Here is a 14139-nt window from a genome sequence, read left to right as displayed (position 1 = left end):
GCTGTCCGGGCGGGCGTCTGCGCTCAGGATCAAGGACGGGTCGAAGTCAGCGGAAGCAGTGCGCGATCGGTACGGCGCTGCCCTCGCAGTTGGTCGGCTCGTTCTCGACGACCACGCTCTCGTCGTCGATCTTGACCTGGGCGTGCTCGGCGAAGATGCCGCCCGGCTTCACCGTGGCCGCGTTGTGGGTGACCTTGCTCGTGTAGAGCGCCACCGCGCCCGCGGTGGCGTAGATGCCGCCACCCCTGGACGTCGCGCCGACCGCCTCGTTGCCGGTCACGTCGCTGCCGCGCACGAGCAGGTTGGACTTCTCGGTGTAGATGCCGGCCCCGATGCCGTGCGTGGTGTTGCCGGCCACCACGCTGTCGTCGAGGGGCAGCAGCCCCTTGACGGTCGAGATGCCGCCGCCGTTGACGGTGGAGGTGTTGCCGCGGATGGTCATCTTGCGCATCACCAGCACCGCGTCGGAGTTGGCGGCGCCGCCGCCGACCTGTGCGGTGTTGTTCAGCAACTCGGTGTCGTACACCTTCGTCCGGGCCGAGAAGCTGGCCAGGCCGCCGCCCTGCCCGGCGCTGTTCTGCGCGAAGCTGGTGCTCTCCACGTCGGCCGCGCCCCGGTAGTTGCCGAGCCCGCCGCCGTAGCCGTTGGCGCTGTTGTGGTGGAACTCCGAGCGCTTGAGCGTCAACACGCCGCCGTTGAGCAGGCCCCCGCCCTTGCCCGCGGCGCCGGAGGCGCTGTTGCCGATGAAGGTGGAGTCGGTGACCACCATGTTGCCGTCGTTGAAGATCCCACCGCCGCCGCCCTCGGGCGAGAGCGACGTGCTCTGGGTGACGGTGACCCGTTCCACCACGGCCGTCGCGCCGTGCACGACGTGCACGCTTCCGCCCTCGATGGCCGAGCGGCCGTTGTGCAGCTCGACGTCGCGCAGGGTCAGCTCGCCGCCGTCGCGGACGGTGAAGAACCGGAACGCCTCGGCCTGGGCGTCGCGCGCGATCGTCGCGCCGGCGCCGTCGATGGTGATGGGCTGGTAGATCACCGGCAGGCCGGCCGTGTCGTCGGCCGGGTTGTGCGGCGGGGCGTCGGCGTCCCCGGGGGTCTCCGCCGCGTCGGCCTGCTCCCGGGCGTCGCGGATGCCGCCGTCGTACTGGTCGGTCTCGTGGAACGCCTCGGTCAGCGTGTACCGGCACCGGGGCGCGAGCCGCAGCTCGGCGCCGCCCTCCGCGTTGGCCGCCACCAACGCGGCCACCAGCTTCGCCGCGTCGCAGGGCACCTCGACCACGCCATGCTTGCCGGTACCCGGCGTCTGCGGCCGGGCCCGCTCGGCGTCGTCCCCGCCGCGCTCGGGGGTGGACCCGTCGCCGGAGCGTCGGTCGTCGTCGCGGTCGGCGGCGGTCAACCGGCCCAGGACGCCGAGGGAGAGGTCACGGTCGGCGGCGGCGGCGACGCCGGCCACCCCGGCCGCGCCCACCACCAGGCTCCCCGCCAGGAGCCCGCCGGCTAAGAACCATCGGGACCGCCGTCGAGGTCGAGCTGGGCGATCTCCTGGTCGGTACGTGGACATCCGGTTCCTGCCTTCCTGCGTACGTGCCGTGACCGCGTCCCATTCGGGCGCGGGGGGCCGGACGTGCCGCCGACCACCAGAGGTCACGATATGACCGCAATCCGGACAGTGAGGTGTGAACGTGAATAGTGCTGCCATTCATCTTTTTCGGTACCAGACGGCGCGTGTCCTCAGCCGCCGACGTGGATGCCGGGGCGGCGCAGCGGGTCCGGCTCGGTACGGCGGATGATCTCCCGCACCACCGGCGGGGTGTCCCCTCGGCCGAGGATCAGGTACCGCAGCAGGTGCGCGATCGGGCTGCCCTCGGACCACTCGAAGTGCGCGTGGGGGCGTACCCCGGTCGCGTCGCGCAGCGCCAGCAGGATCGCGGCGATCGCGTTCGGCGCGGCCGCGCTGCTGGCCCGCAGCACCCGGAAGCCGCCCACCTCCACCCCGTGCACCCGCAGCACCTGGCTGAATCCCGACGGGTCCACCACGTCGATCTCCAGGAACAGCACGTCGGACGCGCCGGGCACCGGGTTCATGCCGCGCTGCGCCCGCTCCTTGAGGGTGTACTCCTTCAGGGACCCGCCCTGGCGCTTGTTCGCGATCAGGTGCAACTGACCGTCGTGGGCGAGCGACTCGGTGACGAACCGTCGGGCCGCCTCGTCGAACTCGATCCGTTCGGCGCGCAGCTCGGTGGTCCGGGTGACCCGGGAGACCAGGGACACCGCGATGATGCCGAGGATGAACAGCGCCGAGATGGTGATCCCGTCCGGCTTCTCGATGACGTTCTCCACCAACGCGTACAGCAGCACCAGCGTCAGCACGGTGAAGCCGATGGCGCCGCCGCGCTGACGGCTCCGGACCGCGGAGATGGCCACCGCCACCGCGCCGGACACCATCATCGCCAGGATGCCGGTGGCGTACGCGCCGGCCTGGGCGTTGACGTCGGCGCGGAAGGCGACCGTGATGGCGACGCTGACGACGGTGTAGACGATCACCACCGGACGTACGGCACGAGCCCACTCCGGGGCCATGCCGTACGAGGGCAGGTAGCGGGGCACGATGTTGATCAGCCCGGCCATCGCCGACGCGCCCGCGAACCAGAGGATGAGCACGCTGCTCAGGTCGTAGACGGTGCCGAACCCCTCACCGAGGTACGTGTGCGCCAGATACGCCAGCGCCCGTCCGTTCGCCGCCCCACCCGGCCGGAACTCGGCGGCCGGGACGAGCGCGGTGGTCACGAACGTCGTCGAGATGAGGTACACCGACATGATCAGCGCGGCGGTGGTGAGCAACCGCCGGGTGTTCCGGATCCGGGCGGCGAGCCGGGCCTGCCGGTCCGGTCCGTCGGCCGCCACCAGGGGCATCATGCTGACTCCGGTCTCGAAGCCGGACAGGCCCAGCACCAGCAGCGGAAAGGCCAACACGGCGGTGAGCAGCACGTCGCCGGGTCCGCCGCCGCTCGCCGTCAGCGCCGCCGTCCAGTTCGACACGATGGTGGGATCGCCGGCGATCCGGGCCACCGCGACCACCACGATCACCGCGTTGAGCACGAGGAACACGGCCACCAACGGGATGGCGACCACCACCGCCTCACGGAAGCCGAGCAGGAACACCCCGCCGAGGACGAGCAGCAGCGCCACGGTGAGCAGCACCGGCACCGCCGGGCCGTGCAGGGCGTCCGGCAGGAACGGGTTCTCCAGCAGGTGCACGGTGGCGTCGGCCGAGGACAGGGTGATCGTGATGATCCACGAGGTGGCCACGAACCCGAGCAACACGAGCACGAAGATCTTGCCCCGCCAGAACGGCAGCAGCCGCTCCAGCATCGCCACCGAACCCTGCCCGTGCGGACTCTCCTGGGCGACCCGCCGGTACATGGGCAACATGCCGAACAGGGTCAGCGCGACGATCAGCAGGGTCGCCAGCGGAGACAGCGCGCCAGCGGCCACCGCCGCGATGCCCGGCAGGTACGACAGGGTGGAGAAGTAGTCCACGCCGGTCAGGCACATCACCTGCCACCAGGCGTGCCGGCGGTTCTGCCCCTCGCTCGTCTCCGGGCCCGGCGGCTGCACCTGGTGCTCGAAGAGCCACCGCCGCAGCGGGCTGGCCGGCGTCGTCGAGCGGGCCGGGCTGTCCACCCGCTCCGGCACCACGACACCCGGCCGACCGCCCGGGTGCGGCCGGGCCGGGTCGCGGGCCGCGCGCAGGGCCGGGTCCGGCCCGGTCGGCGTGTGGCGTCGTCCGCCCCAGCGTCGCGGTCTCGCCCGGTGCTCGTCAGCCATCGCCCGTCCCACCCTCGCAGGTCCTGATCCGACCGTAGGTGCCAGCCCACGGCCCGAGCGGCCGAACGGGACAGGTAGGTGGGCTGCTCAGGGCAGGTCCGGTCCGCCGAGCAGCCGAGCCAGGGCAGCCGGGTCGGCGACGGTGACCGTGGCCGCCGGGTGCCGGGGCCAGCCCGCGGGCGACAGGGCCGGCACCGGTACGCCGAAGCGCACGCAGACCCCTGCCCGCGCGCTGCTGCCGAAACTCACGCCGCCGTCGGCCAGCGACAGGCGCGGGCCGATCACCCGCCACCACCGGTACGGCCCGCCGACCTCGGCGCCGAGCACGTTGTCCCGGCCGGTCCGCAGCCGCCACGGCCCGTACCGGATCTCCAGGTCCCGGTCGTCGACGGCGACCCAGGCCGTCGCCGGGCGGACCCCCACCAGCGCCAGTGCCGGACGGAACGCCGCGTCGAAGCGGAACGGAAGCCGGGTCGGCACGTCGGTCATCGGGCACCCGGCCGGGCAGCCGGCCGCGAGACCGGGCCGCCCGGACGCAGCGGACCGGGCCGCGCGGGACGAGGTCGGGCAGCGGGACGACGCCGGTCCAGGACGGTCATGGCGCGGGCGTACCCGGAACTCATCGGTCGACACCCCCGGATTCGCCGCACCCGCCCCGCACCCGCCGCTCCCCCGTCGCCGGCCGGCACCCCCCGGGCCGGCCGACGACGGCAGACGGTCGACACCCCCCGGGCCGACCGGCCGACTACCCGGTCGCCGCCGACGGGTGCCGGCGGACCGCGCGGGTAGGTGGAGCGGGCGGGTGGTTGCGCCCCCGCGCTCCGCCGCCCCCACGGGCGGAGCGCGGGGACCCCCCGTCCCGGCTACTGCAGGAACGCCCCGAGGGGCGAGAGCAGCAACCGTCCAAGCGCAGCGGCGTTGTCGTCCAGCCGCAGACGCTCGCACTCTCGGGCGTCCGGATCGTGCCGGCACCGCCAGATCTTCTGCGCGTTGCGCCACGCGACATCGCGGGTGTACTCGACCAGTTCCCCCTGGTACCAGTCGTCGATGTCGCCGTTGAGCATGTCAATGAGCAGCTGCCACCGCTCCAGGTAGCCCCGGCGCAGACCGGGGATCTTGTCGGCGAAGATGTTGTTGATCTCGAGGTAGTCGTGGTGCTGGTCGGTGCCGTCGACCGGCTCCGACTCGAGGTGGTCGAACGTCGTCACCAACGCGAACGGCAGGTCGAAGTTGATGTGCGCGTTCACACCGGCCGCCGCCGACGGCAACGGGCGGGCGTCAGGCCCCCGCATCCGCGAGAACAGACACGACCACGCCTTCGGCGTGCCCGGGCTGGAGTCGGTCCAGAGCCGCAGAGCGTCGAAGTAGCGGGCCGCGAACTCGACGTCCAGGCGGGAGAGGAAGACCGGGTCGACGAAACGGTCGTCGTACAGGCCGTCCAGCACACTGCTGGTGATCGTCAGGTACAACCTGTTGAAGTCGGCGAGCGGGCAGCTCGCCTCCAACGGAGGCAACCGCACCAGCAGGTCCTGGAGCTTCGTGAGATGGTCGACCACCGCCGGCACGTCCGCCGGGTGATCGGCGAGCAGGTCGACGATGTCCCGGTGCACGGGCCCCCAGACCGGTTCGGTCATCTCTCCTCCATGATGGTCGTTGCGCCTACGCGACGCCGTCGACGGGGCACAGCCTCTCAGCCGGCAACCGCCGCCGGGATCAGTAGAACGACGTATCCCCGGCGCACACGCGCGCCGGGGATACGTAGTGGGTTGGTCAACCGCGCGCGCTACGCAGGTGGATCGCGCTGGCCTGCACGCGGGTGCGGACCTGCAGTTTGTCGAAGATATGCGACACGTGCACGCCGATGGTCCGCTCGCTGATGAACAGCCGCTGCCCGATCTCCCGGTTGGTCAACCCCTCGGCGACGAGCGCGAGAACCTCCCGCTCCCGCGCGGTGAGAGTCGCCAACTCGTCGTCGGCCGGCTCGACCGAGCCGGCGCCGTCGGCGCTGTCCCGCTCCTGAAGGGACACCCGGGCCCGCCCGGCCAGCTCCCGGATCTCCGAGGTCAGTGGCACGGCGCCCAACGCCTGGGCCACCCCGTACGCCTCCCGGAGCAACTTGCCCGCGGTGGCCACGCGGCTCCGTCGGGCCAACAGGGCCTCAGCCTGGCGCAGCCGCGAGTACGCCGCCGGGTAGGGGTGGTTACGCCGGTCCCACTCGGCGACCGAGGTGGCCCACAGCTCCGGGTCGCTGCCGTCGAGGCGGCTCACCTCGGCGGCGCACAGCGCCAGGAAGCCGTCCACCACCGACCGCACCGGTCGGGCCGCGGCGGCGCTCTTGCGCGCCACCCGCTCGGCCACGTCCCGCAGCCGGCGTACCGCCGTCGGGTCCACGTCGACGGTACGGCTGGCGTGCGCCTCCGCCTCGGCGCGCAACCCGTGCCAGACCAGCGCGGACAGGATCGTCACGTCGTCCGAGCGACTCTCGGTGAGGCCGCGCTGCACCGCCTGGCGAGCCACATCGTGCCGGCCCTCCCACATCGACAGCCCGGCGCGCAGCGTGAGCAGCGGGATGACGTGTCGGGCGCCGCCCCCGGCCAGCACCGTCGCCACCGCGTCGAGGTCCCGGTCGGCGGCCGCGATGTCGCCGTAGCCCACCGACAGCCGGCACCGGGCCAGCAGCAGCTCGACGGCGTCCGCCCCGGACGGTCGGTGCCGCAGCGCGGCGGCCACCACCTTCTCCGCCTCGGCCCACTGCCCCACCCGGAACAGCCCGTTGGTGGCGATGGCCAACAGGCGGGTCTCATAGGTACGCCCGAGGCCCAGCTCGGCCACCCGCTCGGCGCCCCGGCGGGCCACCACGACACCCTCTTCGAGGATGTTCAGCGGCCCGGTCAACAGCTCCGCCAGGTGCAGGTACGCGCAGGCCACGTCCTCCGGCTGGCCGGAGCGCTCGGCGGTCTCCAGGGCCTGACGCACGACGGCCAGCCCGGCCTCCGGGTCCTCCAGGTACGCGTCGCTGAAGCCGAGCGCCGAGCTGGCGAGCACCACCTCGGTGGTGGACCCCTCCACCTCGGCGGCCAACGCCAGCGCCTCCCGCGCGCGCCGGCCCGCGTCGGCGTACCGGCCCAGGTGCAGCAGCAGTTCGGCGAGCCGCGCGGCGGCGGTCGCCCGTTCCCGTGGCGAGCAGTCCGACGCGTCGAGGGCCCGCTCGTACTCCTTCTCGGCGAGGGCGGAGCGGCCCGCGGCGGCGAGGTATCGCGCCCGGCGGATGTGCAGCGCGCAGCTCGGCGCGCCACCCCGTACCGCGACCAGCTCCTCCAGCAACGCCAAGGCGCGGGCGTGCTCACCGCAGTGGTGGGCCGCCTCGGCCGCGTTACCGAGCAGCTCGACCCGGTCCACCTCTGGCGAGCCGGAGTCGCCGGCCAACTGCAACGCGACCGTCCAGTGGCGGTGCGCCTCGGCGTAACCGTGCAGCCGCTCGGCCTCCTGCGCGGCGCCCACCGCGGCCGGCAACGCCCGGGCCGGCTCGCCGGCCAGCCGCCAGTGATGCGCCAACCGGGCCTGCCGCAGCTCGCCCGGAGCCGCGGTGAGCGCCTCGGCGTAGCGGCGGTGCAGCCCGGAGCGTTCGGCGGGCAGCAGCTCGTGCGCCAGCACCTCGGCGACGAGTCGGTGCCGCAGCCGGTAGCCGTCGTCGGCGCTGACCAGCAACCGGTGCGCGACCGCGGCCCGCGCGGCCTCGATCAACTCGCCGTCGGGCAGGTGCAGCACCTCGGCCAACAACCAGTGCTGCACGGGCTCGACGCCGGCCGCCACGGCATGCACCACGGCGTGCGCGTGCTGCGGCAACGCGTCGACCCGGTCGAGGAAGATCTCGCGCAGCGTCTCGGACAGCCCGTCCCGCCCGTCCCGCAGGTCGCGGGCCAGCTCCTCGATGACGAACGGGTTGCCGCCGCTGCGCTGCCAGACCTGCTCGGCCGCCTCGACGGCAAGCGGCCGGCCCACCACCGCGGCGGCGAGCTGTTCGGTGTCGGCGCGGTCCAGCGGAGACAGGTCGAGCACCCGTACCGTCCGTAGCCGGCGCAGCTCGGTCAGCACGCGGCGCAGCGGATGCGCGCCCTGCAACGATTCGGCGCGTACCGCCGCCAGCACCGAGAGTTGCAGGTCGCCCAGACCCGCCAACAGGTACAGCAGGAGCTGCCGGGTGCTGCGGTCGACCCACTGCAGGTCGTCGAGGATCAGCACCAGCGGTCGTCCCTCGGCGATCAGGTGCAGACCCCGGGAGACGCGTTCCAACAGGGTGCCCGCGCCGTCCGGGCCGCCGGTCTCGTCGGCGAACACCTGCAACAGCCCACGTACGGCCGAGGAGGTGCGCGCCTGCGCGGCGGTCAGGTCGGCGTCGAAACGCCGCAGCGCCTGGAGCAACGGGTGCAGTGGGGAGGCGTCGCCGATGTCCAGGCAACTGCCGGTCAACACCAACGCGCCCGCCGCACGCAGTCGGACGCCGACCTCGCCGAGGATCCGGGTCTTGCCCACACCGCTCTCGCCGGTAAGGAAGACGGCGGCCGTCTGTCCCTGTGCCACGTCACCGAGAAGCGCCGACCGAACCGTCTGTACCAGCTCGGCCCGGCCCACGAGCGGTGCGGTGTCCACATCGCTGGCCATGGCACGCAGCCTAATCACAGGCCCCCCGACCGTTCTACGGCCATCTGCCGCTTGTGGTACTCCTCGCGTCGACATTGCGACTAAAGGTTGCGGGCGGCCGACATACGTCGTTCTGCCGATCCCCTGTCGGCCCAGGGATGCCAATCTCCGAGGGTCGTCAGCCCATCACCCGGGAAGGTCGGGTGCGCCACCCATGATCACCATCGTCGCCGACACACAGCGGACCGACCGCCCACACTGGCCGGTGCCCGAGGAACGCCGGACGGTCAGCGTCCTCTTCGTCGACATCGTCGGCTCCACCGCGCTCGTCGACCAGCTCGACCCCGAGGACGTCCGCGCCCTGCAACGGGCCTACTTCGAACGGGTCGCCGGGGTGCTGCGCCGCTGGCAGGGCGTGGTGGAGAAGTACGTCGGCGACGCGGTGATGGCGCTGTTCGGGGCACGGCACTCCGACGGCTTCGACGCGTACCGGGCGGTGCGGGCCGGGCTGGAGATCCAGGCCGCGCTGGACCGCCGTCCCATCCTCGGCGAGATCACCCTGCGGGTGCGCGTCGGGATCGCCACCGGCGAGGTGGTGGTCGACCTGGGCGACGCGGTCAGCGGTGGTCACGGCGTGGCCAGCGGCGCGGTGATCACCACCGCGGCCCGCCTACAGGGGTACGCGGCACCCGGCGGTGTCGCGTTGTGCGCGGTCACCGCGCGGGCCACCGCCGGCCTCATCGCCCAGCGTCAACTCGCGCCGATGCCGGTGGCCGGCCGGTTGGCGCCGATGCCCGTGTGGCACGCCAGCGGTCCCGCCCGTCCCGGCGCCGACCGGCACGACGGCCCGCTCATCGGGCGTCGCCGCGAACTGGCCGGCATCGGCGAGCAGGTGAGCGAGGCCCTGCGGACACGCGAACCGCGCTGGATCTCCCTCGTCGGCCCGAGCGGCAGCGGCCGTAGCCGGTTGCTGCACGAGCTGAGCCGGACGCTGCACACGGTGGACGGGCTGCCGGTGCGCTGGTGCGTGGTGGGCTGCCCGCCGTACCCCGATCAGGTGCTCGCGCCGGTCGCCGAGCTGGTCCGCGTCCTGGCCGGCACCCGCCCCGGCGACGGCCCGGCGGCGGTCCGCGAACGCCTGACCGACGCCCTGACGCCGCTGTACCCGCCCGACCGCGTCGCGGCGGCGGTGCCGGCGCTGCACCGGCTGCTGACCACCCCGGACGCCTCGGTCGAGGCGCTCGCCGCCGCGGCGATCTGCCGCGACGCCCTCCTGCGGCTGGCCGCCCATCGGCCGCTGGTCGTGGCCGTGGACGATGTGGACCGCGCCGCGCCGGCCGTGAGTCGCTTCCTGCACGACCTGTTCACCGCGGCCACGGTGCGGGGCGTTCCGCTGGCCGTGCTCACCGTGCACCAGCCGCAGTGGGCCGACACCCGGCCGGGTCCCGCCCGGCGGGTGCCGATCCGACCGTTGGCCGCCGTCCAGTCCGGCCGCCTCCTGCGGCACCTGCTGACCCGCGCCGGGCAGCCGGTGGCCCTGGCCGACCGGCTGCTGCCGCTGGTCGGCGGCCGGCCCGGGCACGCCGTCGCATACGTCACCTCGATCGCGGCGGGAGCGGACCCGACGACGCTGCCCGAACCGGTACGTCGCAGCACCGGCGCCGAGCTGGACCGGCTCGGCGGTGAGGGCCGGGCGGTGCTGATGGCCGCCGGCACCCTCACGGGCCTGCTCTCCGGCCCGGCCGTCGACCAGGCGCTGGGGTGGCGGCCGGGGAGGTCCGCTCCCCTGCTGCGCGCCCTCGTCTCCGCCGGACTGCTGCGCGACGACCGCGTCCGCGGGTACGCGTTCGTCGCGCCGGCGTTGCGTCAGGTCGCCGCCGAGCGTCTTCCCCACGCCCTGCGCGCCGTGCTCACCCGGCGGGCCGCCGAGAATCCGGCATCCGACACCGTCGGCGGCCTCGCGGCGCTGCCGCCCACCGGTCAGCAGCGGCGCGCAGCCAACGCGGCGGGACCGACGCCCGACCGCGCGCCGATTCTCCGACCGCTTCCCACCGCCCCGGAGGCCCCCACGCCCGCCGCGCCGACGCGGCCGGACGACCGTGCGCCGGTCCGCCGCCGACTACGCGCGGTCACCGGGGACGACGTTGCGCCGGTGGGAACGAGCGCCCCGACGCTCGGCCGCGCCCGGACGGCGCTTCGCCCCGGCCGCGCCCGGACCGGATTCCGATTACCGGTGACGCCTGCGCCGGGCGACCTGGCCGCCGCGGCCTGACCGCGGCGACCCGGGCGTGACCGTGCACGGGCGGATCGCCCGACGCCGTTGACTAGGATTGGCCCAGTCATGCTGCTACGGGTGCTCGGACCGCTCGAGGTCGAGGTCGACACCGGCGGACCGACCGACCTCGGCGGCCCCCGTCAACGCGCCGTGCTCGCGCTGCTGCTGGCGGCCCGCGGCGAGGTCGTCTCCGTCGGCCGGATGATCGAGTTGCTGTGGCGGGGGGACGCCCCACCACGGGCGATCGTCTCGCTGCAGGCGTACGTCTCGCACCTGCGCCGCGTGGTCGAGCCGACCCGCGAGCGCCGGGCGCCGGCGCGGGTCCTGGTCACCGTGCCACCCGGGTACGCCCTGCGGGTGCCGGCCGACGCCGTCGACGCCAGCCGATTCGAGTCGCTGCTGGCCGAGGCTCGCGCGGTCAGCTCGACCGACCCGGAGCGGGCCCGTCAGCTGCTCCGCGCCGGACTCGACCTGTGGCGCGGCCCGGCGTACGCCGAATTCGTCGGTGAGCCGTGGGCGCAGCCGGAGGTGCTGCGCCTGGAGGAGCTGCGACTGGTCGCCCGGGAGCTGCTGGTCGACGTGACCATGCGCGGCGGCGACCCCGCCGAGGCGGTGCCGGAGGCGGAGCTGCTGACCCGCCAGGCGCCACTGCGGGAGGAGGCGTGGCGGCTGCTGGCCCTGGCGTTGTGGCGTACCGGCCGGCAGGGCGACGCGCTCGCCGCGCTGCGGCGGGCCAGGGCGACCCTGGTGGACCAGCTCGGCCTGGACCCCGGCCCGGCGCTGGTCGAGGTCGAGGCCGCGATCCTGGGCCAACGTCTGGACCTGCTCCCGCCGGCCGCCGCGACGACGGCCGCCGGGGCCGAGCGGCCGGAGGAGACGTTCGTCGGCCGGGAGGCCGAGTTGGCGGCCCTCGGACAGGCAGCCGCCGAGGCGCGGGTAGGTGGCCCGCGTGTCGCGCTGGTCAGCGGGGAGGCGGGCGCCGGCAAGACGCGTCTGCTCAGCCGGTTCGTCGAGGACCTGAACGCCACCGGCTGGCTGGTCGCCCTCGGTCGCTGCCCCGAGGCCGAGGGCGCCCCGCCGGCCTGGGCGTGGGTCGAGGCGCTACGGCGCCTCGCGCTCCAGGCGCCGCCCGGTGCTCTCGCCCCGGCGCTCGCACCGCTGCTCGACGAGGGCGACGGGGAGGTCGGTGGGGACGTCACCGCCGGCCGGTTCCGGCTGCATCGCGCCGTGGCCGCCTGGTTGGACGCCGCGGCCGCCGGCCGACCGGTCGCCGTCGTACTCGACGACCTGCACGCCGCGGACGCCGAGACGCTGCTGTTGTTGACCAGCGTGGCCGAGACGACGGCGGGCGCGGTGCTGTTCGTCGCGGCGTTACGGCCCGCCGACAACGCCGAACGGCTCGCCGACACCATGGCCGTCCTGGCCCGCCGGTCGCCGCAGCGGATCGCGTTGGGCGGTCTGACGACGCCCGAGGTCGAACGGCTGCTCGGCGCGCTGGCCCGGACCAGCGTCGATCCGGACACCGTCGCCGCGCTGGCCGAACGCACCGGCGGCAACCCCTTCTACGTCCGCGAGTCGGCCCGGTTGCTCGCCGCCGAGGGCACCCTCGTCGCCACCTCCGACGTGCCCGAGGGCGTCCGCGACGTGCTGCGTCGACGACTCGCCCACCTGCCGTCGGCGGCGGTGTCGGTGCTGCGCCTCACCGCGACCGTGGGCCGGGAGGCGGACGTGCGGACCCTCGTCGACGCCTCCGGCGCCGACGAGGGCACCGTCCTGGGCGGGCTGGAAGCCGGACTGAGCGCCGGTCTGCTCACCGAGCCGGCGCCGGGACGGGTCCGCTTCGTCCACGGTCTGGTCTGCGACACCATCTACCGCGACCTGCCGCAGCTACGCCGTACCCGCCTGCACGCCCGGATCGCCGCCGTCACCCGCCGACTCGACCCGGACGACTATCCGGCCCTGGCGTACCACTACTCGCGCGCCGCGTCGACCGACACCGCGCCCCTCGCCGTCGAGTACGCCGTCCGCGCCGCCGAGCTGGCCGAGCGTCGGTACGCGTACGACGCCGCCATCGAACTGCTCGCAAACGCCGTCGACGCGGCCGCGTCGGTGCCCGGGGACCGGGACGCGCTCCGGGTCGACCTGCTGGGCCGGCTGCTGCGCGCCCAGGCCCGGGCCGGCGCGGTGGCCGCCGCCCAGCGGACGCGGACGCGGGCCGTCGACATCGCCATCGCGGCCGGCCGCGACGAGCTGCTCATCGCGGCCTTCACCGCGTGGACCGTGCCGAGCCCCTGGCTGCGCCACGAGTACGGCGCCGTGGACCCCACCGCTGTCGAGCTGCTCACGCGGCTGTTGCGCGCCGACCACTTGGACCCGGTCACCCGGTGCCGGCTGCTCGACGCGCTCGCCACCGAGCTGGACGGGGAAGCGGACCCACGCGGCGTGGCGGCCGGGAGGGAGGCCGTGGCGGTCTCCCGGCGGCTGGATGACCCCGAGCTGCGCGCCCTCGCGCTGGCCGCCCGCGCCCGCACCCTGAACTACGAGTTGGAGGCCCCGCAGCGCCTGGAGCTGGCCCGGGAGCTGCGGGACCTCGCCGACGAGCACGGCCTGGTGACCTGGCGCTGGGTCGCCGAGCAGGTGGTCGGTCACTGCGCCGCCGCGCTCAACGACCCGGAGCAGCTCCGGGCCAGCGTCACGCGGCAGGGGCAGCTGGCCGAGACGTACCAGCTCAAGGAGGCGCAGGTTCTCCACCTGTGTTCCCTGGCCGTGCTCGCACACGTCGCCGGTGACTTCGTGACCGCGCGGAAGCACTACGACGAGGTCGCCGAGCAGATGCGGCGGCAGGGATCGCTGCACGCGGAGGCCTTCCACTACCTTGCCGTGGCGACCCTGCTGATGAGCCAGGGCCGTTTCGGCGAGCACGTGGAGGCGACCCGCAGGATGCGGCCGTCGTTGGGGCCGATCGTGGACGACCTGCTGGCGTTGGCGCTGATCGAGAGCGGCCGGGTGGACGAGGCACGGGCCATGCCGATCGGCCGGCACACCTACCGCCCCGACTACTTCCAGTCGTCCCTGCTGAGCGTACGGGCGATGGTCATCGTGGCCCTGGGTCGGCGGGACCTGGCGCAGCCGGTGATCGACGCGCTGCTCCCGTTCCGTGATCAACTGGCCGGGCTCTCCACCACGGCGGCCGTGGTACGACCGGTCGCGCTGACGCTCGGGGAGCTGTTCCGCCTGACAGGTCGTACCGAGGAGGCCGCGGAACACTTCCGGCTGGCGGCGGCGCTGGCGCGCCGGTGGGAGTCGCCGCACTGGCTGGCCCAGGCGACGGCGGCGCTGGCCGACTGACTCCCTCCTTCCAAGTGGGTTCCAAGTGGCGGCGCGAATGATCGTCG

The 14139-nt window shown here is 74.2% G+C and carries 7 protein-coding genes; 2 read left to right on the top strand and 5 right to left on the bottom strand.

Going from position 1 to position 14139, the window contains the following annotated elements; all coding sequences use genetic code 11:
- Positions 1 to 46: 46 nt before the first annotated feature.
- From AB0I89_RS01620 to AB0I89_RS01600, 5 genes are all read right to left on the bottom strand, one after another.
- Positions 47 to 1561: a hypothetical protein gene (locus AB0I89_RS01620; protein WP_357118411.1), complete on the bottom strand. Its 1515-nt coding sequence runs from the start codon at positions 1559 to 1561 to the stop codon at positions 47 to 49.
- A gap of 170 nt (positions 1562 to 1731) precedes the next feature.
- On the bottom strand, positions 1732 to 3828 hold the full coding sequence (locus AB0I89_RS01615; protein WP_357118408.1) for an amino acid transporter: 2097 nt from the start codon (positions 3826 to 3828) through the stop codon (positions 1732 to 1734).
- 87 nt (positions 3829 to 3915) lie between these two features.
- Complete coding sequence (locus tag AB0I89_RS01610) at positions 3916 to 4317, bottom strand: hypothetical protein (protein ID WP_357118405.1); 402 nt, start codon at positions 4315 to 4317, stop codon at positions 3916 to 3918.
- Between the two features lie 374 nt (positions 4318 to 4691).
- Positions 4692 to 5462 carry a DUF5995 family protein gene (locus AB0I89_RS01605; RefSeq protein ID WP_355051163.1) on the bottom strand — a complete coding sequence of 257 codons (771 nt, stop codon included), beginning with the start codon at positions 5460 to 5462 and terminating at the stop codon, positions 4692 to 4694.
- Positions 5463 to 5598: 136 nt separating this feature from the next.
- The gene (locus tag AB0I89_RS01600; RefSeq protein WP_357118401.1) at positions 5599 to 8490 is read right to left on the bottom strand and encodes an AAA family ATPase; all 2892 of its coding nucleotides are present in this window, start codon (positions 8488 to 8490) and stop codon (positions 5599 to 5601) included.
- Between the two features lie 193 nt (positions 8491 to 8683).
- On the opposite strand from AB0I89_RS01600, the gene AB0I89_RS01595 reads away from it, so the two are divergent.
- The gene (locus tag AB0I89_RS01595; protein WP_357118398.1) at positions 8684 to 10741 is read left to right on the top strand and encodes an adenylate/guanylate cyclase domain-containing protein; all 2058 of its coding nucleotides are present in this window, start codon (positions 8684 to 8686) and stop codon (positions 10739 to 10741) included.
- A gap of 81 nt (positions 10742 to 10822) precedes the next feature.
- Positions 10823 to 14092 carry a BTAD domain-containing putative transcriptional regulator gene (locus tag AB0I89_RS01590; protein ID WP_357118395.1) on the top strand — a complete coding sequence of 1090 codons (3270 nt, stop codon included), beginning with the start codon at positions 10823 to 10825 and terminating at the stop codon, positions 14090 to 14092.
- Positions 14093 to 14139 lie beyond the last annotated feature (47 nt).

Origin of the sequence: Micromonospora sp. NPDC049801 (assembly GCF_040656575.1) — a bacterium.
Lineage (GTDB): Bacteria > Actinomycetota > Actinomycetes > Mycobacteriales > Micromonosporaceae > Micromonospora.
This window is presented reverse-complemented; position numbering and strand designations above follow the sequence as displayed.